12 protein-coding genes are annotated in these 23,473 nt (G+C 51.0%); 1 reads left to right on the top strand and 11 read right to left on the bottom strand.

Going from position 1 to position 23,473, the window contains the following annotated elements; all coding sequences use genetic code 11:
- The first annotated feature begins 193 nt into the window (after window positions 1-193).
- Window positions 194-1,339, top strand: a complete 1,146-nt coding sequence (locus tag BMW71_RS15735) for a glycoside hydrolase family protein (RefSeq protein ID WP_143057641.1) — start codon at window positions 194-196, stop codon at window positions 1,337-1,339.
- A gap of 1,057 nt (window positions 1,340-2,396) precedes the next feature.
- Here the strand turns inward: BMW71_RS15735 and BMW71_RS15730 are convergent.
- The 11 genes from BMW71_RS15730 to BMW71_RS15675 all read right to left on the bottom strand — a co-directional run bounded on the left by BMW71_RS15730 (window position 2,397) and on the right by BMW71_RS15675 (window position 23,440).
- A complete protein-coding gene (locus BMW71_RS15730; RefSeq protein ID WP_092176153.1) occupies window positions 2,397-4,178 on the bottom strand; it encodes an arylsulfatase in 1,782 nt (593 codons plus the stop codon).
- Between the two features lie 58 nt (window positions 4,179-4,236).
- On the bottom strand, window positions 4,237-5,676 hold the full coding sequence (locus BMW71_RS15725) for a sulfatase family protein (protein ID WP_092175967.1): 1,440 nt from the start codon (window positions 5,674-5,676) through the stop codon (window positions 4,237-4,239).
- Between the two features lie 36 nt (window positions 5,677-5,712).
- On the bottom strand, window positions 5,713-7,065 hold the full coding sequence (locus tag BMW71_RS15720) for a sulfatase family protein (RefSeq protein ID WP_092175965.1): 1,353 nt from the start codon (window positions 7,063-7,065) through the stop codon (window positions 5,713-5,715).
- 232 nt (window positions 7,066-7,297) lie between these two features.
- Window positions 7,298-8,656 (bottom strand): Gfo/Idh/MocA family protein, encoded by a 1,359-nt coding sequence (locus BMW71_RS15715; RefSeq protein ID WP_092175962.1) that lies wholly within the window; start codon window positions 8,654-8,656, stop codon window positions 7,298-7,300.
- 102 nt (window positions 8,657-8,758) lie between these two features.
- Window positions 8,759-10,321 (bottom strand): RagB/SusD family nutrient uptake outer membrane protein, encoded by a 1,563-nt coding sequence (locus BMW71_RS15710; protein ID WP_092176150.1) that lies wholly within the window; start codon window positions 10,319-10,321, stop codon window positions 8,759-8,761.
- A 31-nt stretch (window positions 10,322-10,352) separates the two neighbouring features.
- Window positions 10,353-13,562: a SusC/RagA family TonB-linked outer membrane protein gene (locus tag BMW71_RS15705; protein WP_092175959.1), complete on the bottom strand. Its 3,210-nt coding sequence runs from the start codon at window positions 13,560-13,562 to the stop codon at window positions 10,353-10,355.
- Window positions 13,563-14,620: 1,058 nt separating this feature from the next.
- Complete coding sequence (locus BMW71_RS15695; RefSeq protein WP_394333697.1) at window positions 14,621-16,942, bottom strand: PSD1 and planctomycete cytochrome C domain-containing protein; 2,322 nt, start codon at window positions 16,940-16,942, stop codon at window positions 14,621-14,623.
- Between the two features lie 149 nt (window positions 16,943-17,091).
- A complete protein-coding gene (locus BMW71_RS15690) occupies window positions 17,092-18,627 on the bottom strand; it encodes an arylsulfatase (RefSeq protein WP_092175951.1) in 1,536 nt (511 codons plus the stop codon).
- Between the two features lie 32 nt (window positions 18,628-18,659).
- The gene (locus BMW71_RS15685; protein ID WP_092176147.1) at window positions 18,660-21,275 is read right to left on the bottom strand and encodes an alkaline phosphatase D family protein; all 2,616 of its coding nucleotides are present in this window, start codon (window positions 21,273-21,275) and stop codon (window positions 18,660-18,662) included.
- A 76-nt stretch (window positions 21,276-21,351) separates the two neighbouring features.
- Entirely contained in the window at window positions 21,352-21,669 is a 318-nt protein-coding gene (locus BMW71_RS15680; protein ID WP_244891195.1) for a RagB/SusD family nutrient uptake outer membrane protein, read from the bottom strand.
- 169 nt (window positions 21,670-21,838) lie between these two features.
- Window positions 21,839-23,440 carry a sulfatase gene (locus BMW71_RS15675; RefSeq protein ID WP_092175949.1) on the bottom strand — a complete coding sequence of 534 codons (1,602 nt, stop codon included), beginning with the start codon at window positions 23,438-23,440 and terminating at the stop codon, window positions 21,839-21,841.
- Window positions 23,441-23,473: the final 33 nt, after the last annotated feature.

Below are 23,473 nucleotides of genomic sequence, written 5' to 3'. Positions count from 1 at the left end.
TACCCAGCTCCATCCCTCAACCCTTCAAAAGAATACCAACTGATTCAAGATCACCTGTAAGGTAACTTCGTAAAAAAGCTTTCATTACTGAAAAGGAAAAAACAAATACATGTTGTAAATTGGTTCTCAATAGCCATGCGTATCCCTTGTAAATGGGTGAGTAATAAGCAACGAGGTAACCTTTTCGATTTCCGTGAAAAAAAAGCATCAACCGATCCCCCCTAAACCAAAGCCCTCCAACCGCAGGCGCTTCCTTAAAAGCAGTCTGTATTGCGGAGCGTTCGGAATGCTGAGTGGAAGCAGTTTGCTTCGGTTAGCACCTGAAACGAACGGCACGCCCCTTATCAAAACCAAACTCCGCCCGGTACTGGACGAAGACTGGTGGTTGATTGGTCCTCCCCCGGCACAGGGAAGCCATACAATCCCTGTCAAAATGGGTGATGACGGAAACCTCCTAAACTACGAATCGGTGGATCACCATCTCTTTCAGGCAAACGACGGGCAGTGGCACCTCTGGGGCTGTGTACGCCATACCGGATGGGGAAGAATCCTGTACCATTGGAAAGCCAAAAATCTAACCGACAGCCCTTGGGAAGACACCGGCGAGTTTATCCGGGCAAACGAGGCCTTTGGCGAGAGCATTAACGGATGGGGAAACGAAGAGTGGATCCAATCCCCTTTTTTCGTCAAAGAAAACGGCCTTTATTACATGTTTTATGGCGGCCACAGCACGGGAAGAAACCGGGAAGGCGTTCCGGCCCGGGGAAAAACCCGTAACGAAAGCTTTGACACCGAATGCCAGATTTGCATCATGACTTCCCCCGACGGGCTGCATTGGAGTAGGCATGCTTTTGATGACGGGCTCAGCCGGGCATTTACCGGTCCGGGAGAGGCACGGGATCCCTGCCTAATCAAGATAGACGGTCTTTGGCACCTGTACTATACCGGCCTGGAGGAAGGCGATCCGCGAAAAGGCGGGATGTTTGTGCGTACCTCCCGGGACTTGCTCCACTGGTCCAACTACCAACTGGTGCACCGGGCACATCAATATGGGAGTAACTGGTGGGAAATCGAATGCCCACACGTGGTGTACCGGGAGGGCTATTATTACCTTTTCCGGACCCAAAACTATGTGCAGGCGATTACCCATGTGTTCCGAAGTGACGATCCCCTGGACTTTGGCAGGGAGGATGCCTCTGCCGCGCGTAAATACCTGGGACAAATTCCCTGCGCCGCTCCGGAAATTTACGAGGTAGCTGGGGAGGAGTTCCTTTCCTCTAACCACAACCCCGCCTTGGGCACCCAACTGTGCCGGCTGCGCTGGGAGCCGGAAAGCTAAAGCTGCGAAAATCGTTTGTCAATGAATCTGCGCTGCTCATTGGCTAACTCTTTCGTTTTCTGATTCGTTCATGGCCGATGCAGCTGACTTTTTGCCGATTGAGGTGTTCAAAAAAAGATCTTGATGGAAAGGTGCCGGGTATACTACAGCCAGCGAGGTCTTCACTGCCTATCTGGAATAACTAGTATGACCCAATCTCCAGAAGCGCTATTTTTACAACGCATGTAATCAAGGTTCAACCCCATCCGGGGTTGGAGGTACTTGTTTGTTTCCTTTTCCGTGGGCTGCACCCACGGATAGTATTGTTCAGGCCCTTCAGGCCTGCTTTTACTGAGAGATTCGTCAACAGTCTAAATCAACGTCCATAGAAAATATTCTCCATTTAGCCCAATCCTCTGAAGTGAAGTCCCGCATAAACTTCCCAGAAACAAGCTTCCGTTCGCCTCCGAAGCCTGAAGGGCTTCAATACCAATAACTCCGGGCGAAACCCGGGGATCATGAGCAGGTCTATCCTGCCCGCAACCCCAGAGTGGGTTGAACAAGGTATAATCTTAAAAATTCATCTACTTCAGATTCAACCCCATCCGGGGTTGGAGGTACTTTTTTATTTCCTTTTCCGTGGGCGGCACCCACGGTTATTGGTATTCAGGCCCTACAGGCCTGCTTTTACTGAGAGATTCGTCAATAGTCTAAATCAACGTCCCTAGAAAATATTTTCCATTTAGCCCAATCCGATGAAAGGAAGTCCCGCATAAACTCCCCGGAAACAAGCTTCCCTTCGCCTCCGAAGCCTGAAGGGCTTCAATACCAGTAACCCCGGGCGAAACCCGGGGATCATAAGCCGGTCTATCCTAACCGCAACCCCAGAGTGGGTTGAACAAGGTTTGATCTTAAAAAGTCATCTACTTCAGGTTCAACCCCATCCGGGGTTGGAGGTACTTTTTTATTTCCTTTTCCGTGGGCTGCACCCACGGTTAGTATTGTTCAGGCCCTACAGGCCTGCTTTTTACTGAGTGAATACTTCCCCCAATAAAAAATACCTTTCTCGTGCCAGATTTCATGGATCAGAAATTTTTTCCAACTCCATCCATAGCGGAAAAATACTTCTTCCTTCCGTCACATAGTGGGGAATCAGGTCTACTTCCATTTCGGGCAAATAGACGTTCTCCAACGTAATTTCATCGGTAGGTACTGCTTCTATTTGCTCCTGAATAATTACCGAATTGGTTTCCAGCACCATTTTCCCCTTGGTTTCCAGGGGTTTGATAAATTTGAAGCGAATGTTATACCTGCCCTCCAGGGTCTTGACCTTCCACATGCCAAATACCTCTTCCTGGGTCCAAATGCCGCGCTCCCCACCGGCATCGTTGCGGTTGAGGTAAACCGGGTTTTCCTGCTCGCTGCCGATGATTACCCGCTGGGCCTGGTTGAGGTGGGGAGATTGCGTCAAATCGGCTATCATCGCATCCATTTCGGATTTCAGTGCTCGCGCAACCGGTTTATTCGCTTCCACGATCGAGTTTAATTCGTAGGGATCTTCCTTCAGATCAAATAGGTCAAACTCCCCCACCTCCGCATCAAAATCGGTATTCCCGACCAACTTATACTTTCCCTTTTGCAGGGCCACATTGGTGTACAATTCGGGGTACCTCCGGGTCCAGTAAAAGAACAAGGACCTTTCGTCAAAGCCGACCGCATCCCTTCCCTGAAGCAAGGGAACGAAGCTTTTGCCGTCAATTTTCCGGTCTGTCGGAAGGGACGCCCCGCATAGGTCAGCGAGCGTGGGCAGCACGTCGATATGGGCCAGGCTCGTGGAAATGTCCCTATTGCCTTCCAGTCGATCCGGTAACCGGAGAAAAAACGGTACACGTACCCCTCCCCGGAATACACTTCCTTTTCTACCACGCATCCCCCCCACGTAGCGGGCCTGCTGGGGACCGTTGTCGGTCATAAAGATCACAACCGTATTCTCCGCAATATCCAGTTCTTCCAACTTATTCAGTACCCTTCCCACGTTATCGTCGATATTGGATACCATGGCATAGACTTTTCGGGCAGCTTCTTTGTCCCGTTCGCTCATTTCCGGAAAGGGACGGCCGTCTTCGTCAAATCCGGCCGAGGGATCCAGGTCTTTGTACCGTTCATAATACTTGTCCGGAACCTGCAGGGGGGTGTGGGGAGCATTGAATGAAAGATAGAGGAAAAACGGCTCCGCTGCCTTTTTTTCTATAAAGGTCAAGGCCTCCGTGGTGAAAATATCCGAACAATAGCCCTGAAAGGCCTTTTGCTCCCCGTTGTACCAAAGAACGGGATCGAAATAACTACGGTCTCCTTGAAAATACGTGGTAAAATCTCCCGGCTGCCCCATGCCACCAGAAAGGTGAATCAGGGATTCCTCAAAACCCTGGTCGCCGGGTCGGGAAGGGTAATTATCCCCCAGGTGCCATTTTCCAAAAATACCCGTTCGGTAGCCGGTCGACTGCAGCATCTCGGCAAGGGTTACTTCTTCGGTAGCCATGATGGCTCCGCCGTTATAGGTATCCCGCACACCGGTACGCAGGGAATACCTCCCGGTCATCAGACTGGAGCGCGTAGGCGCGCAAACCGGTGACACGTAAAAGTTGGTCAAGCGCAGACTTTCCCTTCCTAGCTTGTCCAAGACGGGTGTTTGAACATGGGGATTGCCGTGAATACCCAGATCCCCGTAACCTTGGTCATCGGTGATAATCAGAATCACGTTTGGGCGCTCGGGCGCTTGAAATGCCAGCCCCTTATTTTCGTCAGCTAGCACCAATGCGAATGCCGCCAGCAATCGGAAGTAAATCGTTTTCCCCTTCATGTACGTACCTTTTTTTATGGATGATCGACGCATTTTCCCGTTTTCTGCAGATTGTGGGCTATTTTTCCAGTTGATTTTCTACCGGTACGACACCCGCCTTGTGTGCTTCCATGACCGCTCTGATTTCAGCGATGATCTCGGGATGTGCATCGGCTATATTGAAGCGCTCACCGGGGTCTACGTTGACATTGTACAGCAGCGGTGTATCCAATACCGTGGGTGTATTTTCCACAGTTACTTCCGGGCGGGTTACCGGATGTGCCGTAGGATTTCCGTATTCCAACTGCGTAATAAAATGTGCCTTGTAATCCCCTTTACGAACCGCATAAACCTGCTGACCCCGGTAATAAAACACCGTCTCCCGACCGCTTTTACCCGTACCTCGAAGCAACGGACTGAGGTCGTAGCCATCGTACACCCGGTCATCCGGCAATTCGGTGCCGGACAAGGCACAGAAGGTAGGCAGCAAATCCATCGTAGTGGCCATGTCCCGTACGACACCCGGTTTGATGCCTGCCGGCCACCAGAAAACCGTGGGCTCCCGCATCCCCCCTTCAAAGGTGCCTCCTTTTGCTCCTCTCAGCAGCCCGGCCGTACCCCCATGAGTTCGGAAGGTGTGCCAGGGGCCGTTATCAGAGGTAAAGACCACCAGGGTATTCTCGGCCACGCCCGCTTCTTTCAAGGCCTCCAAAATTTGTCCCACCGACCAATCGATTTCCTCGATCACGTCTCCGTAAATGCCAGCCAGGGATTGCTCCCGGAACTCCGCCGAGCGGAACAGCGGAATATGGGGCAGGTTATGCGCCAGGTAGATAAAGAACGGATCCTCTCCGAATTCATTGATTTTAGTCACCGCCTCTTCGGTATACCGGCGGGTGATGCTTCGCTGGTCCGTTGGACGTTCGATTATTTCCTTGTCTCGCAATAAGGGAACATTGTATGCCTGGTAGCGTTCCTGATCGGCCAGCGTATAGTGATCCGTTTTCTCTACCTTGTCCATATCGTTGGAATAGGGGATGCCAAAATAGCTGTCAAAACCATGATCCGTGGGCAAATGAGGAGATGAATGCCCCAAGTGCCATTTTCCGATAGCTGCGGTACGGTAGCCGGTACCCTTTAGAGCCCGGGCAATGGTAATTTCCGATTGGGGCAAGCCTCCTTTCGAATCCGGGAACAACACCCGCCGCCGATCGCTGGCCATGCCGGAGCGAATGGGCAATCTGCCGGTAAGCAACCCGGCCCTGCTGGGCGTACAGACGGGGGCCGCCACGTAAAAGTTGGTCCACTTCTGGCCTTCAAAAGCCATGCGGTCCAGGTTAGGGGTATGGATGGTCGGGTGTCCAAAAACCCCCAAATCCCCGTAGCCCAGGTCGTCGGCAAAGATAACGATGATATTGGGCGGATCGTTTTTTAGCCGGTCGGAAGTTGCCATTGAGGGCACGATGCCGTAAAAAAGGCTTAGCGCAAGGGGTAGTACATTTACTAAAATTGACTTCATGGTATATGTGTTTTTTGGGTTTTAGCTGCTATCCTATCAATCCGGGCGCTGCCAGGGGACTTTTCCACTTTCCTGAATCTGGAGCCGTAGCAATCGGTGCAATTCCTGGTAGACTTCCTGCTCGTCTTCGATGCGATTCGTTTGTTCCAGGGGATCTTCTTTCAGGTGGTACAGTTCCATACCCTGATAGGGGTTATTTTGCAACAGTTTCCAGTCCCCCAGCCGCAGGGCATGGTAGGCTTTCCCACCGTAGCGGGTTCCTCCTTCCCTTCGGACAAAATACAACGGACGATCGCTGGCAGGCATCTGTTTGCCCAGCAGCATTGGCAAGAAACTACGCCCGTCTATCGATTCGGGTAGGCTTGCCTCCACCAGTTCGGCCAGTGTGGGCAATACATCCATGGTCAGGTTTACCTGCGCGGATACCGACCCTGCCTGGATATGCCCCGGCCAGGAAATCAAGGCCGGCACCTTTAATCCCCCTTCGTACATGCTTTGTTTTCCGTCCCGCAAGGGTCCGTTATTTGCCTGACTTGGCAAATGCCCGCCGTTATCGCTGGTGAAGATGATGAGCGTGTTTTCGTACTGTCCGGTTTCCTTAAGCGCCTGCACCACTTGCCCGATTCCCTCGTCCATGTGTTCGATAAAGGCCAGCAGTTCGGCCCGGGTATCGGATAGGCCGGGTTCCCTGCGTTTTACCTTTTCCAGCCATTCTTCGGGGGGCTGTACCGGAAAATGGGGGGCATTGTAGGCCAGGTATAGAAAAAAAGGTGATTCGGCATCCTTCCTTGACTGAATGTAATCGACGGACCATTGGGTAAACAGGTCGGTGGCGTGGCCTTCCGCCTCGATGCTGGATTTGTTGAGCCGCAGGTAATTTCTCCCGTGCCGGCGGTGCGTCCAGTAGTCGTCCATCATGTCTTCCAACCAGCCATGAAAAAAATCAAATCCCCGTTCATTGGGCAGGTTGGGTGTTTCCAGGCCCAGGTTCCATTTGCCCACATGGGCGGTATGGTAGCCTTTTTCCCGTAGCAGCGCCGGGAGAAGTTTGGCCTTGGGGTCCAGGTATCCCCAGGTATTATCCGGAATCGAGCGAATCAGCCCAGGCACTCCCACCCGATCGGGATAGCGGCCCGACATCAGGGAAGCCCGGGTAGGGGCACATACCGGGGAGTTGGTGTAGAAATTATCCAGCCGCATACCGTCTGCACGGAGCGCATCGATATGGGGCGTTCGGATGTCCTTCGTTCCGTAGTAGGACACGTCGTGATACCCCTGATCGTCGGTTAAAATAATAAGAATATTCGGTTTTTCGGAGGGTATGGATTGTCCTGCCAAATGAATGGAGTAAAGAAACGGCAGTACCAGGAAGAATATTTTATAACGCATAGGGGGCCGGGACAGGTCATTTGAGCACGATTCCTAAATTACTGAATAATTTTTCAAATTGCCGTTGTACAACCTGATTTTATGCGAATAGGGCACATTTTCGATCCTGTAGGCGTCGAAAACCTCTTGCAGAGTTGCCGGTAAAAGAAAAAGCCAGGACCGGATGTCTTAGTAAAACCGGCCCTGACTGTTCTTCGATAAAAATTTAGGGATTTTTTTTGACCGAATTATATCACACCTTCCAGCCTTTTCGGTACGTTCTGGAAAGGTACCGATTGGCTTCTGCGGGTTGGCTGATTTTCATTCGGCGGGCATCCCAGGTAAGCAGGGTATTGGGCATGCGAATCGCCACGGTACCCAAAATCACCGTTTCGGACATGGGACCGGAAACGGCGAAATCGCTTTCGGTCTTCACCTTGCCCAGGCAGGCATCTGCAAAATGATGGTAATGGTCGCGTTCTTCGAGATCAGGATTGGCTACCGCTTGAAACTTGCTTTCCGGCAATAACACAGGCATTTTGGTATGGGGAATCAAGAGGGCTCCCTCGGTACCAATCAGCATGGCCGATTCCGCTGGATAGTCTTCCAGTGAATACAACGACCGAACGGCTTCGGGGGGATAAAACTCCCCGTCAAACCATTCTACCGTCAATGTATCGGATGCGGTCATGTCGTTGCCGGGAAACACCCAGGTGATGTGATTGCTCTGTGGCCAGGTATCCGCTCTCCGGGCGGGGGATTGCTCCCAGGATTCCTGCACCCGCGCAGTCACCGAAAGGGGTGCGGTCAATCCCATTCCTTTCCAGACAGCATCCAGAATGTGGCAGCCGATATCCCCCGACCAACCGGTTCCAAAATCCTGCCAGGCCCTCCATTTGGAAGGATGGTAAATTTTGGGTGCATAGGGACGCATGGGGGCTGTTCCGATAAATTGCTCCCAATGCACGTGGGCCGGGGGATTTTCACCGTTCGCCGGGCGGGGTCCTTCAAACCGGTAGGCCTCCGTGGCGCCGGGCCGGTTGGAGCAAAGGTACACCTGCTTTATTTTTCCAATATGCCCTTCCTTGATCCATTGCACAGCGGTGCGGTCTCCCTTACCGGAGGCGTGTTGGGTACCCAGCTGACTGACAATGCCTGCTTTTTTGGCGGCTTCGGTGAGTTTTCGGATTTCGGCCACGTCGTGGCACATGGGCTTCTGGCAATACACGTGCTTGCCTGCCTGTATGGCGCGGTAACTGATCGGAAAATGGTTGTGGTCCGGCACGCTGACATTTATGGAATCGAAATTCCCCATTTCATTAGCAAATAAGGTTCGCCAATCGGTATAGGTTTTTGCCTGCGGCAAGGCCTCCGATGCCCTGGCCAAATGGTTTTCGTCCACGTCACAAATGGCGACGATTTCCACTTCCGGATGGGATTTGAAGCGATTCAGATCGTGCCAGCCCATGCCCCCTACTCCTACACAAACATGCCGGAGTTTTTTCTTTCTCGTAAAAAAATTAGGGTAGTGCGAAAGCAATGGAGGCGTTAATGCCAATAGCGCTGAGCGGTTTAAAAATTTCCTTCGATTGATTTTTGTTAATTTATTCATCGTAAATGGGATTTTGGGTTTATTATGGAATATAATGTAAACTTCCCGAAAAACCGTAGTTTATCGGGAAGCTTTTACTAGTTAAAAACAAGGGGGCCGTTATTAGGGGAATCCCGGGTTTTGGGGTTGTAAATTGGGATTGTTCTGCATTTCAGGCAGAGGGTAGGGCATCAATAAATGCATGCTTTGCAAAGCCTGGTTGGAGCTCAGGTTGACATGGCCGACGAAATCGTCGAAACCGTCTGTCAACTCATTGTACGCTTTGCGCAAGCGCAGCATATCAAACCAGGTAATCTGCTCGTAGCAGAGCTCGTGCCACCTTTCCTTCCAAACAGCCTCTCTGAAAGAAGCAGCGGTAAATTCACCCAAGGAAGGTGTCGCAAGTTCTGCCCTGTCTCGGATCCGCTTCAAGCTTTCATGCGCCAATGCATCGGGGCCACCCACTTCATTTTGTGCCTCTGCATATATCAGCAGTACTTCTGCAAACCGGATCAACGGTACGTTGAGGTTATTCGCACGATTACCGGGCACGCCGGCTGTTCCCAATGCAGCTCGGTTGAAATGTTTGAATATATAAGGAGCTCCTAAATCAAATTCCTCGCCGCTTCCGTTTGTATAATAGGTGGTATAGAAGAAGCCTTCCTGATTTACCGCTCTCTTGTCACCCTCTTCATACGAATTATAGAATTCAATTGTAGGGACGGTGCTTCCAGTGCCAGAAGGACCTTGGAACGTTACAGGCTTAAAGTTCGGAAACATGTTGTTCATGGGATTGCCTGCTACGATCACATTGTATTGGAGCATAAACAAGTGTTCCAGCCGGTTGCCGTTGGTCTCATCGTGCAGGTCACCATACGTCGGGAATAAGTTAATTGAACCTGGATTCGCATTGGCATAATCGATCACCTCTTTGGATTTAGCTGCTGCTAGCTGGTAATGGGACGCACCCTTGCTTAACGGAAAACCCGCCATGGTCAGGTACACTTTGGCCAATTGGGCCTTAACGGCTGCCGCAGAAACCCGACCACTAGGATCCATCCAAGGCAAGCCCGCACTTTCGGCGGCTAACAAATCTTCTAAAATCAATTCATAAACTTGTTCCTGAGGAGCTGGTGAGGGTCTAAAATCCTCTGCACTTGCCGTTTGGGGAACTTTAATCAAGGGAACATTTCCCCAAAGCCGTACCGCATAGAAATACGCCCAAGCTCTAATAAAACGGGCTTCACCCAAAATTTTGGCCTTCTGGGCCTCGTCCATGGGCGTGATGGCCGGAACACGATCCAATACCAGGTTCGCCTGTGCAATCACCTTGTAAAGGCCGTTCCACCAGTTGATGATGTGCCCGGTTCTTCCGTCATAAATCAACCCGTACAGGTTATTCAAATCGGAATTTTGGGCAGTTTCTGTAGTGGAAGTCCCGGTAGTAGCTTCCAGAAGCTGCCAGGTGGAAGAGAAAATTCCCGAACCACCACCATAGAAACGCATGTCTGCATATACCGCAGCAAGTGCCGCTTCCGCATGATCCGGAATCGTGTAAAAGGACTCCGGCGTTAGGTTTGAGGGGTCCTCTTCGCTGAGAAATTCCTCACATCCTGTCGTAAAAATAAGCAGTGCCAGTCCTAGAGAAAGATAGGAATGGGACCATTTTTTTATAGTCAATTTCATTGTTTTTTTCATTTAGGTTATTCCAGATCAATTAAAGGGTTACCTGTAGGCCAAGCATGTACGTAGTAGGCTTGGGATAGGCATGCCAGTTCATGCCTTGAGAAAAGACATTGTTGTTATTACCTCCCCGTATGGGTGCCACTTCCGGATCACCGATAATTTCACTACCCGTGAGCAGGAAAAAATTCTGGACCGTGCTGTACACCCGTAACCTGCTTAACTTAATGCGGTTAGCAACTTCTGTAGGGAACGTGTATCCGATTAGCACGTTTCTACCCCTTAAGAAAGAAGCATCTTTTACCCAACGGGAATCTACGTTCGTTACGTAACCCGCACGGGTATCCCGGATCTCAGCCACCATGGTATTTTGGTTGGTAGGTGTCCAGGCATTCAACACGGTGCGGTAGCTGTTTGCCAGTGCCTGTCGATCTTCGCTGGGGTGCAGGTTCATATCCAGCAGGTCATTGCCGTACATGTATTGTAATTCAAGCGTCAGGTCCCAATTTCTGAACCGCAAGTTGTTGTTCAAGGCTCCCCACATGTTGGGGTTACCGTTTCCAATAATCATCCGGTCGGAATCGTTGATGGCTTTGTCGCCATTCACATCCAGGTACTTGACGTCACCCGGAAGGATCGTCAAGCCGTTTCTATAACTTACGTATTCTGCAGCCTCACTTCGCTCTTCTTCGCTCCAGATTCCCAATCGTACCAATCCCCAAAATGAACCCACAGGTTCTCCCACTCGGATAATATTTGTCGCATTGGTAAAGTTAGGTCCGCCCACGCCAAAAATATCTGCCGGGGTAGCCAGTGACAATACCTTGTTTCTATTGGCAGAAAGATTGAAGGAAGTATTCCAGGTAAAGTCCGCTTTCTCGACATTGACCGTATTAAGCGTAAATTCAATACCCTTATTCTCCATAGAACCCACGTTGCTTCGTATCGTCGCATATCCGCTAGTTCTTGGAACCGGAGCATCTAGAAGCATATCGGTGGTCTTTCGGTAGTAATAATCCATCTCCACCGTAACTCTATTCTGGAACAAGCCCAGTTCCAATCCAATATCACTTTGTGCCGTTTTTTCCCACCTCAAATCGGGATTGGCAAGTCGGTTGATGCCTGTACCTCCAACCTGAGATTCGTTATAGATCGCTGAATAGTTAGAGCTAAGCAAGGCAAGAGAAGAGTAGGGAGGTATTTCTGAATTACCCGTTAATCCATAGCTCGCTCGCAGCTTCAAGTTGGAAATGGTGCTGTTCCCCTTCAGGAAGCCTTCTTCAGATAATCTCCACGCCACCGCGGTGGAAGGGAAAAAGGCGTACTTGTTGTTCTCACCGAATTTAGAAGCACCATCCGCTCTTCCGGTAGCCGTAAAGAGGTATTTGTCATCCAGGATGTAATTGACCCGGGCAAAATAGGAGTTCAGTGAATGGCTATTGGCGCCGGATCCTACACGAGGTAACTGGGAACCTGCTCCCAGGTTATTAAACGTGAAAAAATCGGTAGCAAAATTTTGAATGCTGGCACTCATGGAGGTAAACGTATTTTCCTGCCAGGATACTCCCAATAAGCCGGTAAACGCGTGCCTGTCAGCGAAGACTTTGTTATACGTCAGGTAATTTTCCAAGGACCAAAAATTATCCCGCATCATGCTTTTGGAGGCAGTTCCGTTCTGTGCAATGGCGAGCGTTCGGGTGCTGGATTGGTTGTTTTCCTGGGTCATGATATTCACACCCAAAACCGTTCGCATTTCCAGTCCCTCGGCAAACTTGATGTTTGTATAGGCGCTACCAAGTGTCGTCTGGGTATTGAGCACATACCTTCGTCCATATAGCCGGTGCATGGAGCTCATGGTACCTTCGGCAAAGGGATAATCCCGGTTATTGGCAAAAACGCCATCCTCGTACCGAACAGGTAAGAAGGGGAAATCTTCCACAATTTGGCGGGGAACCGCATCACTAACATCCACCAGGTTTTCTTCCTGGGAGTTATAACTAAGCGTTCCTCCAATGGTCAACCACGATTTCACCTTATCTTCAATGGTAAATCGGGTGGAATAGCGGGTAAGGTACGATGTCTTCAACAAGCCCTGATCATCCCGGTAACCCAAGGATAAGGAGTAGGTCGTTCGTTCGTTTCCACCGGTAAAACCTAACTGATGATTTTGTGAAATTTTATTCTGTGTCGTTTCCTCCAGCCAATTCGTATCGTGCAGCGGGTTTCCCTGACTGTCAAATACCCGGGGGTCTGTACGCCTGAGGGCAGGATTCAGATACGCCCATCGGCCTGCATTCCATCCGACCGGATCGTATTTTTCCATGTTTCTCCAGGCAAGGTCTTCCACAGCCAGGTATTCTTCTGCATTGAGTACCTCCGGCCTGTTGGGCCCAATGGTATTCACACTCATGTCCACGTTATAGGTAAGGGTACCGTCGCCGGATTTTCCTTTCTTGGTGGTCACCAAAATTACCCCATTTGCGCCTCTGGATCCGTAGATTGCCGTAGACGAAGCATCTTTTAGTACTTCTACAGAAACGATATCATTGGGGTTAATATAATCGATTGGATTACTGGCTTGGGTCATCGTGCCCATGGGCAGCATTACCCCATCCACCACATACAAGGGGTTATTCGAGGAATTGATAGAACTGAAGCCACGAATACGCACATTGGTTCTTCCTCCTGGACGTCCAGAGTTGGTATTTACCTGTACACCGGCTACCCTGCCCGCCAAGGCTTGATTGAGCGAAGGGGCAGGACGCTCGCTTAATTCGGTCTCTCCCACTGAACCGACCGAACCGGTTAGGTCGGACTTTCGCTGGGTACCGTAACCGATCACCACCACTTCTTCCAAGGCCGAGGCATCCTGGCTTAAGCGGATGGTCAACTCGGACTGGTTGCTGACTTTGATGGTCTGGGCCTGGTACCCAATAAAGGAAATTACCAGGGTAGACTCCTCCGGTACGGTAATGGAAAATTTTCCATCCAGGTCCGTGACGGTACCCCGGGTGGTTCCTTGTACCGAGACGGTAGCCCCGGGAAGTGCTTCCTCATTTTCGTCCAGCACAGTGCCGGTAATGGTGATATCGGCCTCACTTTCAATCAAGTCGGGGCCTTCAGAGGTGGCAGCTGCAGCCTGAAAGGGCTGAATAAGCAACAGGCAGATCAGTAGGGGAAAAGCCAGAGCAACCCCTGCCCTTTGGAGCAGTGCTAATCCTGCCTTAGGTAATTTATTTTTCATTAGGATATTGGTTTATGAGAAATTGAAACGATCCGGGAAAATCATCAATAGCGCGCCGTGCTTTCCCAACTGATGGGGATTGCCAGACACTGCCGCAGAAAATTACCCAGATTTACTTTTGGGAATCGCCACTAACGGCGATTGAGCCGGGACTCGATCCTTGATGCCATCGTCTTGTTTGCAAGCTTCCCGCTTGGACTAAAGAAGCAGTCAATACTAAATACCGATGAAAAACACGTATCTCGGACCCGGATTGGGTCAAGATTAGGTACTGTTTTCCAGGTTCATTGGAGGGTTTGGTTTTTGTAGGTAGTTGGTTTTTCTTTCCATTGCCCATCTATTGTTGGCTAAAAGAAAGGCCCCAAACTGGGAAACCAGCGTGGAGGGCAAATTGAAAAGCATGTGATCCCAAAAAGAATTCGTTACTTTCCGGAATACCGGCCATTCCCTGAAGCGGAAATTGGACGGACATCCACGTAATGCAGCGGATCCAGTTGACGATTCAAGCCGTATACACCCGCACACAAAAAAGGAACGGGTACCCATTGGAAATTCGAAAAATAAGGAATTTCCAAAAACAAATGCTACCCGGATCAAGCAACAATTCAAGCAAAAAAGGCCGAAAAATGGGGAAAGATACAAGCTGTACGAAAGGAAAGGCTTGCTTTTCGTTCAATTTCAGACCGTAATGGCACAAACCAAGCGGATTTCGGGTTTAAGGCTAATAGGCTCGGGTTCCACTGCCCGGTAGGCCGCTGGCACTTCTGGCAACAGTGCTTCGCTGCAAACCTTTCCTAACTAAAAGAATTGATTGATAGGAAAATGGATTACTATAAAATTTACTTGCGAAATGTATAAATTTTTCAAATTATTCCCTAACTACGATAGATAAAATTAAAATTAATTTTTTGTTAACCATCCAACAATTAAGCAGCCCATACGGTCTCACAACCGAAAAGATTAAGCGGAAAGACAACCAAGAAATGGTCTTTTTTTAACCGAAGGAAAACTGGGAAAAGGGAATGCTTTCCTGCCGACTGGTACTTCGGCAGCATCGCTTAGGTTTTGGTAAGGGTCTCTTCCAGGTTGTACAAGGCCACGATGACCTGCATCAGTGCTGCTGGCCGCTCTGGAGTCTCGTGCACCTGTGAGGGGTATTCACCAGCGGTCAACAATTCGGTAGCGGCCGCTCGGTCATCGCTGTACCGTTCCAGTTCTTCCTGAAAAAATGCCAGCAGCGCCTCTTTTTCCGCTTGATTGGGAAAGCGGCACAAGACACGTACAAAGGCTTCTTCTATGGCATCTTCCGGGGAATCCCCGCTTTGCGTCAGGTTTTCAGCCAGCACACGAGATGCCTCCAATACCATGGGGTCGTTCAGAAGGGCTAGGGCTTGCAAGGGGGTGTTGGTACGGTTGCGGCTCACCTGACAAATGTCCCGGTTGCTGCCGTCAAAGATCAGCAGTGCAGGGGGAGGCAGGGTCAGTTTTATAAACGTATAAATCCCTCTTCGGTAGAGTTTGTTTCCTTTATCCTGCCGGTAGATGTTTAGCTCGCCCCTTCCGGAACTGGACGCTTCCCAAAGCCCTTCCGGCTGGTAGGGCTTCACGCTGGGGCCGCCGATTTCGGGTACCAGTAGTCCGCTGCTGGCGAGCACAAAATCGCGAATCAACTCGGCATGCAGCCGCTTGCGGGGATACCGGGCCAGGTACACGTTTTCCGGATCCTTTTCCAAGTGGTCGGGCGCAATCACGGCGGATTGCCTGTAGGTAGCAGAGGTAACGATGCGTTTGATCAACTGCTTGATATCCCAGCCATTTTCCCGAAAATCCACGGCCAGCCAATCCAGCAGTTCGGGATGGGTTGGCAATTTGCCCTGCATGCCAAAATCACCCGCTGAGGGTACCAGGCCGGCTCCAAAAATCTCCTGCCAGATCAAATTAACAAAAACCCGCGAGGTAAGTGGGTGGTCCGGTGCCAGCGCCCATTGTACCAAACCCAAACGGTTGCGTGGCAAGTCGCCATCAAAAGGCTTGATGACCGCAGGTGTACTTGCCAGGAGCGGCTCACCGGTTGGCGCATCGTACAATCCCCGGTCCAATACACGGGTAGGCCGGATCGAATCCGGGAGGTCCTGCATGATGGAAACCGCCACCCGGGCCGTATCCGGATGATTTACAAAGGACAGGATATCCTGTGTATCCTCTTCTTCTACCCAAATCAAGGGGGTTTTCGCGCGAACCGGCGAACCAGCCCCGCCTTCAAACCCTTTCTCCGGGGTATTGTTAAAAAATGCGTACAGGCTGAAATAGTCCTTCTGGGAAACCGGATCGTATTTGTGATCGTGGCATTGGGCACATTCCATGGTTATACCAAGCGTGACTTTGCTAAAGGTATTGGTTTTATCCAGTACGTATTCCACCCGGTATTCCTCGTGGATAACCCCTTCCTCCTCGGTGATTTTATGGTTGCGGTTAAATGCCGTGGCCAGCAACTGTTCCTTGGTAGGATTGGGCAGCAAATCACCCGCCAACTGCCAGGTCAAAAAGGTGTCGTAGGAAAGATTCTTGTTAAAGGCATGAATCACCCAATCCCGGTAAGGCCATTGGGTACGGATATTGTCGTTTTGGTAGCCAAAGGAATCGGAATACCGGGCGATGTCCAGCCAAAGCAAGGCCATCTTTTCCCCATACGTCGGCTTGCTCAGGTATAAATCCACCATTTCCTCCCAGCTACGCTGCCCCTCCACGAAGCTTCGGACCTCTTCCGGACTGGGGGGTAGCCCGGTAATATCCAGGCTTAGCCGCTTCAACTGATGGGCTTTGTCAGCCTCCGGGTTGGGTTGAAGGCCATTGGCGCGCATTTTAGTAAAAACAAACCGGTCCACGGGATGATCCGACCAGCCCGGATGGCCGTTTTCAGGAGCTGCTTGTTTTTGCGGAGGAACGAAGGCCCAATGGGGCTGGTATTCCGCTCCCTGCTGAATCCATTTCCGGATCAATTGCTTGTCGAAATCGGATAGTTTTAGATTGGATTCCGGTGGCGGCATCATTTCTGATGCCTCTTCGGAAGAGATCCGGGCAAACAGCATCGATTCTCCAGGCTTCCCAGGTACAATGGCATGTTTGTCGGGATTTTCCTTCAGGGCCGCGTAGGCGCCTTCCTCTGTATCCAGCCGTAATCCTGCCTCCCGTTTATTGGCATCCGGCCCGTGGCAGGCAAAACAATTGTCCGACAAAATGGGGCGAATATGAAAGTTAAAGCTAACCTGATCGGGCATTTCTTCCCGCGTATCCACATCTCCGCATCCGTGCATCGTTGCACCAACAAAAAGCAAAAACAAAATGCCTGAATAAGCGTAGAAACGGTTTTTTACTTGCATGGCCATCGTAAATTCAATACGAAGTCAAATTACACGGTATCTTGCAAAATACCAATTCCACGCATAAAAAATACGGCCGCTCGTCATGTTAAACAAATAACGTGCAAGCCGTAGATAATCGTTCGTTACCCCTACCCGACAACCTTATTTTACTCTCCTAACGCCGGATACCGCCACCGGGAATTGGCAGCAGGTACGTGCTCGGCCGCCACAATGGCTTCAATGTCCCGGACAATATCCGGGTATTCGGCGGCCAGGTCCTTCGTTTCAAGTGGATCTGCGGCGAGGTCAAATAGCGCCCATTCGGACTCTCCCGCGTGAATTTCCAGGCGTAGCGCTTTCCAATTACCCATTCGTACCGCCATCTGCCCCCCATAGGATGGGAATTCCCAGTAGAGGAAGGGATGCGCTGCTTGCTTGTTGCCTGTCATCACGGGTAAAAAGCTGATTCCGTCCGAATCGAAGGGGGCTTCTACCCCGGCAATTTCCGCCAGGGTAGGCATCAGGTCGTAAAACACCGCGGCATGATCCGTACTGGAACCCGCGGCAATGGTTCCAGGCCAGGAAGCAATCATGGGTACCCGTATCCCGCCTTCGTATAGAAATCCCTTGCCGTACCCTCGTTCTTCCCGAAACGGGCCACCGCTATTAAACCAGGGAGAATCCGTACCTCCGTTAAACGTGGGGCCGTTATCGGAGGTAAACACAATCAGCGTATTGTCGTAGATGCCCTGCTCTTTGAGTTGCTGCACAAGCTGCCCTACCTGTTCGTCCAAATAGCTGACCATCGCAGCATAGGTAGCCCGGGGATAGCGGGTGGGGAAATAGGAGCGTTCGCCCAGGTACGGTTCTTCGTCGCCAAACTTCTCTACGTAATGATCGATCCATTTCCTGGGTACCTGCAAGGGCACGTGCGGAATCGGCGTGGCCCAATAGAGAAAAAACGGATCGTCCTCCTGCCCGGCAACAAAATCCTGTATCCGATCAAACATCAGTTCGGGAGCGTAATCGGTTAGAAAATAATCGGCATAACTGGCTGGGTCGTAGGGGTCGGCTCCCTCCGGCAGCCGGGTATTGGGAGGAATGGTGTCATTGTCCAGATAGACCCGGCGATCGTTTTCCCAAAGGTGTACCGGATACAGGGTATGTGCCTGCCGTTGGCAATTGTATCCGTAGAAGTAATCAAAGCCCTGCTGATTGGGGACACCTACTGTATGCGGGGCTCCCAGTCCCCATTTGCCTACCATGGCCGTGGTATACCCGGCCCCTTGCAATAAGGTACCCAGGGTGGTGGTACCGGCGGCTATGGGACGCTGCCCTTCCAGGGTACTGTCTGCCAGCATGGCCCGGTAATCCCAAACATCTCCCCGCTCGCCCCACTCGTCATTGCCCCTTACCTGTGACCGGCCGCTGTGCTGTCCGGTAAGCAGCACGGCCCGGGCCGGCGCACATACCGGTGAACCGGAGTAAAACTGCGTAAACAACATCCCCGAAGCGGCCAGCGCATCCAGGTATGGGGTTTCGATCTTTTCCTGCCCATAGGATCCCAGGTCACCGTAGCCCAGATCGTCCGCCAAAATAAAGATTATATTGGGTTTGGACTCCGTAATCGGGGCATCGGAAGAACAGGCAAGGGCTGCACCCAGAAAACAGGCAGCCAGCAGGTAAGCGGGGGTACGTTTCATTCGTTTTTTCTGACGTGACTAGTAAATTTCAATTACGCTTGCAAGGGTTGCGGGATGACCTGCAACTGGTTTTCTTCCAGACGATCCAGTGTCAATCCGGAAAAAACCTGTTCCCTGTTCGCACCATCTTCCCAAACACGCACGATGTGTTTGGCGTCGGAAAAGACCCTGGGACGGAAGTGCTTTTCCCGCACGCGTAGGGAATAGACCAACTCCCCGCTTTCCTCGTCCCTAACCTGAACAATCGGTTGTCGACAGGCGCTTAGGTCCAGTTCCGGTAGGGTACCGACAGCCGCCCTGGCGTAATTGTCCTGCTGGGAAATGGTCATGGGCCAGCCTGCGTACTGTCCATCCGGATTCTCTTCCGGATCTACGTATCGGGGCCAGCATTCCAGGTGCATTTCCTTCTGAACTTTATCAAAGGTGACCAGGCCGTATCCCGTGGCCCGGTCGTAGATCAAGGCAGGTTCCCGGTCCCTCTTTTGAGGATTGGCCACGGCATGAACGGTCATCTTGTTACCAAAGCCGTCTTCAAAATCACCGGTATAGGCTGGTTTTCCCGGTAAAGGCACATGCCCTTCGGGCAATTCCGGCCACCAGCGTCTGGGAAAAAGATTGTTCAATGCCGGTCCGGCAAAGGCATAGCCGGCATCCCCGTGTTCGTCTACCCCGTAGTGCACCACCGAGGCCAGGTGTTGGTCTCCGGCCACGTGAAGGGCGAAAGCTTTTCGTATGATCCGAAGCGCTTCGTCTCTACCTTTTTGGGGCCATCCGTTCGAGTCCATGTCCGTGGTGGGGGCATCGCCGGAGACGTATTCCCCCGGAGGCGGGATGGGCAATTTGGGTACGATGCTATCGATGATGCTGCCTTTTGGTAAGGTGGCCACCGTACAGAAGTTGGTTTGCGACAAAACCGCTTTCATTTCGGCTCCCTGAGTCCAGTCCGTGGACCAGTGCTCCAGAAATTCCAGTTGACGTTCACCCAGTAACTGTGCGTCCACGTCGTAGTGCGCTTTGATATCGAATTCGGGATTTTGAATAAAGCCGTTGAGTACCTTGGCCTCTTCGGGCAGGACATTTTTGGGTGCAGATTTGAACTTTCTATCTTCCAGAATAGCAAAGCTGATGCCACCGTAAAGCCAATCGGTATAATAGGTACCGATTCCTTGCTTTACCGGACGGGGGTCGTAGGGGTCCGGCAGGTGCCCGGTTTGGGTCAACTGCACCATGTTCACCCATTCGGGAGGCATTTTGTAGCCTCCCTGATCTTGTGCCACGTAGCCCCATCCCTCGTCGGTTGGTGCTGATTTTCCGCCTTCACCCCAGACATTACCGTGGTATACGTCGTGGTCATCGGGTATAAAGGCGCTGGGAATATGGCGGAAAATTTCCCGGTAAGACCAGCCAAACAGGTACCATTTGCGCAGGTAATCCAGACTGGATTTTTCCAGGGGCGCTGTTTGGATGCCAAAACCCCCGGTACTTTCGTAAAACTGATCGCCCAGAAACACCGCCAGGTCCGGTTGCTGCTTGCCCACGTTTACAGCCACCTCCTGATCGGGAAACCCGTAGTCGGCATTACAACTAAACAAGGCCATTTTTACTTTTTCTTCGGAAGTAGGTTCCCGGGCAATGGTCCCTTCGTAGGTATAGGGTTTTAGGCCTGATTTCAACGGTAGGTCCAGTTTCACCCGGTAGAGAACGGCTTCTTCGGCGCTCCAGTTTTCCTGACGGAAATGTGCAACCCGGCCGAGGGGATCGGGTTTGCTTTGTTGCACTGTGGTCCATTGACCGTTCTTTTTTACCTGCAAGCTTACCTTCAGGCCGGGAACCTGATCTACAGGGGCCAGCTGAGCGGCCAGTTTCAAGGTGCCCCGGTGCAGCGTGTACTGCGCAAAGCAGATGGGGCCGAATACCTGCTCCGGGCTGCCGACAATTGCGTTGCCGGAAATCTGCCAATCGGAAAAGGCTACCGAAGGATCGCTGTTTCCTTCCAGTGGGAAATGGGCACACAGGCCCAGGTTGCCTTCCCAGTTTGCATTGGGTTGGGTATAGGTCAACATACCCAGCAATTTACCGTTACCGGCATGCAGGGCTTTGAGTTGCAGTTCATTGCCTGTTCCATCGAGGCGCAGGGTTACTTCCGCGTCAAGCGGGATGGGCTGGCTGCCGGTTTTTTCACCGACAAACAGGTAGCCCTGACCGTTGATACCCGCGTCCAGCCCCTGGCCAAAAACGGCCGCCGAGCGGTAATCGTCAAATTTCCCTTTGGCCGCCAGGCGAAATCCGGCATAGGCTTCGGGAAGGCCTTTGGCTGCGGCGTTGAGCCATTCCAGGCTTACTTGCAGGGTAAAATTCCCGGTTTCGGTTCCCAATTGATGGGTAAGGCTGTACAGGGAACGATTTTTATTAGCGATCACACACACGGCTCTCCCCTGTCTGATTTCCCAGTCCTGCAGTCGATTTCCCCAATATTCCGGGCCCACCCAGGGCATATCCGGCCATTGTTGCCAGGTACTGGCAAAAGGCGAAGCGGCCATCGTTCTAAGGGTCTGAGGGCCGGGTTTAGCTGCTGCGGATGCGCCCAAGAGCAAATGAGGAGTAACCGTTCCGAGTGCGATTGCTTTTACTGCGTGTCTTCGTTTCATTTGTTTATATTTTTCTACAAGCGGCCCCATACCCGCCTGGATAACGCCAGTCGGGGGGGCTCGGTTTTATAGGCGATTAATCGGCCAGGTTTGGATTAATGTTCGTTTCAGATTCCGGGATAGGCCATTTATCGTCGACGCCGGGCCGAAAGCTTTTCGAGGTGACGTACCATCTGGATTGCGGGTCCAACTTGATTGAAGTGGTTGGGTACCTTTCCGAATCGGGAAACGGGGCTCCCCAAAAATCACCATTTAAAACGTCATCTCCAATTTCCCATCGGAAAATATCCCATAAGCGGGTCCCTTCAAATGCCAATTCTATCCGTCGCTCGCGTCGGAGGATATCGCGGAAATCATTAAAGAGAGGTAAAACCAAGGCCCAACCTCCAAGCATCTACTTTGAGGTGGGGCTTCTCTAGATTGACCTACCTCAATGTTGCCCCCTGCAGCGACTTTACGCATCCCAATCGAGTTGTTTGAATTGAGATGCGCTCACTTTTTTCGTTACATACCAAAGGGAAACGTATTAATAATAAAGCAAAATATTAGGCTTTCAAAGAAAATTACGGTTTCAAATTATACACCTCACTGCCCCACCAATTATTGCCTGGGTCAAACTCTTTGGACAGGAATTCCATCCGCTGTTTTTCCAAGGCTGGCATTCGAACATTTCTGACCCTTTCCAGGTACTCCTGCTCCTTCGCCGGATCATACTGGGGGTCTTTTTCGGGGTACAACGCGCCAACTTCCTCCAGGTAGTCAAAAAGCTGATTACTCAACTCAGCGGCCAATTCCACATGATCAGCCGCCACATCATGGTCTTCTTCCAAATCCTGATCCAGGTTGTACAATTCTTCCCTGCCATCTTCGTAATAATGAATCAGCTTCCATTCGCCCAAGCGTATAATGGAGGACGGCTCTCCCCCCTGATTGCCATAATGGGGATAATGCCAAATCAGGGACCTTTCATCAATCGTTCCCCCAGTAAGCAGCGGGACCAAGCTCACCCCATCCGTATGCGCTTCAGGTTTTAATTCCTCACCGATCAGTTCCAGTAACGTGGGGTAAAAATCCGTTCCTGTCACTGGGGCATCTGAAGTTTTTCCCGCATTGTCCAAAAAAGGAGTTTTGATAAAGTAAGGCTCCCGTATTCCTCCTTCGTACTGATATCCTTTACCTCCTCGCAAGGGAAGATTCGACGTGGCAAAGGCGTCGCCTGCTGACACACCACCGTTATCAGAGGTAAAGATTACAATGGTATTATCGTCCAAACCCAGCTTATCCAGCGTTTGCAACACATGTCCAACGGCATCGTCCATGGTTTCCACAAGTCCAGCATAGACAGGATTGTCTTGCTCCTGCCGGATCGGAAGAAAGTGCCCCATTTTAAATCCGCTTTTAGCTACTCCTGACTCTTCGGCTTTCTGCCGGTATTTGGACCATTTCTCTTTGGTGGTCTGAATAGGCGAATGAACCGCATAGAATGATAGAAAAGCAAAAAAGGTGGTATCTTGGTTATCGGTAATAAATTTTGCGGTTTCCTTTGCCAATTTCATCGATAAACTCATTCCTATTTCATCTTCATGGTCCTCCATTTTGGGGTTATTGAACGGAGAGAAATATCCCCCTGTATACGGACCTCCTTGTTCAAATCCACCCTGGTTGATATCAAATCCATGGTCTTCCGGGTAGGAACCTTCGCCACCCAGATGCCATTTCCCGGCAAAAAACGTGGTGTACCCCGCTGCTTTTAAGGCTTCAGGAAGAATTGTGTAATTCAAATCCAAATGACCTTTATTTTCCGGGGGAAGTAGTTTATTAAATCTTCCAGCTTCTCTCCAGGTTTCCCCGGTTTTGGCACCTATCCAATCGGTAATTCCATGCCTGGCGGGAAATTTTCCAGACATGAGGCTGGCCCGGGAAGGACTGCAAACCTGACAGGTTGCATACCCATTCGTAAAAACCATTCCCTCCGCTGCGATACGGTCTATATGGGGAGTTTCGTAAAATGAACTTCCCATACAGCTCAGGTCATGATAACCTAAATCATCCGCAAGAATGAATACTACATTTGGCCTTTTTGTGACAAGCGACTGGTCCTTCCCTTGTCGGCAAGAAATCACAAATAAGACCGTTATCAGCGTCAACGTGTTTTTGAAAAGCATAAAGCGGAGACAGTAAGTTTTCTGGTAAAATTG

Origin of the sequence: Cyclobacterium xiamenense, from assembly GCF_900109255.1 — a bacterium.
GTDB lineage: Bacteria > Bacteroidota > Bacteroidia > Cytophagales > Cyclobacteriaceae > Cyclobacterium > Cyclobacterium xiamenense.
This window is presented reverse-complemented; position numbering and strand designations above follow the sequence as displayed.

What these genes read in the sequence shown, in the direction of transcription:
- BMW71_RS15685 (WP_092176147.1), bottom strand. Translation starts at nt 21,275, where the DNA reads ATGAAACGAAGACACGCAGTAAAAGCAATCGCACTCGGAACGGTTACT.
- BMW71_RS15690 (WP_092175951.1), bottom strand. Translation starts at nt 18,627, where the DNA reads ATGAAACGTACCCCCGCTTACCTGCTGGCTGCCTGTTTTCTGGGTGCA.
- BMW71_RS15695 (WP_394333697.1), bottom strand. Translation starts at nt 16,942, where the DNA reads ATGCAAGTAAAAAACCGTTTCTACGCTTATTCAGGCATTTTGTTTTTG.
- BMW71_RS15680 (WP_244891195.1), bottom strand. Translation starts at nt 21,669, where the DNA reads ATGCTTGGAGGTTGGGCCTTGGTTTTACCTCTCTTTAATGATTTCCGC.
- BMW71_RS15705 (WP_092175959.1), bottom strand. Translation starts at nt 13,562, where the DNA reads ATGAAAAATAAATTACCTAAGGCAGGATTAGCACTGCTCCAAAGGGCA.
- BMW71_RS15720 (WP_092175965.1), bottom strand. Translation starts at nt 7,065, where the DNA reads ATGCGTTATAAAATATTCTTCCTGGTACTGCCGTTTCTTTACTCCATT.
- BMW71_RS15675 (WP_092175949.1), bottom strand. Translation starts at nt 23,440, where the DNA reads ATGCTTTTCAAAAACACGTTGACGCTGATAACGGTCTTATTTGTGATT.
- BMW71_RS15730 (WP_092176153.1), bottom strand. Translation starts at nt 4,178, where the DNA reads ATGAAGGGGAAAACGATTTACTTCCGATTGCTGGCGGCATTCGCATTG.
- BMW71_RS15725 (WP_092175967.1), bottom strand. Translation starts at nt 5,676, where the DNA reads ATGAAGTCAATTTTAGTAAATGTACTACCCCTTGCGCTAAGCCTTTTT.
- BMW71_RS15715 (WP_092175962.1), bottom strand. Translation starts at nt 8,656, where the DNA reads ATGAATAAATTAACAAAAATCAATCGAAGGAAATTTTTAAACCGCTCA.
- BMW71_RS15710 (WP_092176150.1), bottom strand. Translation starts at nt 10,321, where the DNA reads ATGAAATTGACTATAAAAAAATGGTCCCATTCCTATCTTTCTCTAGGA.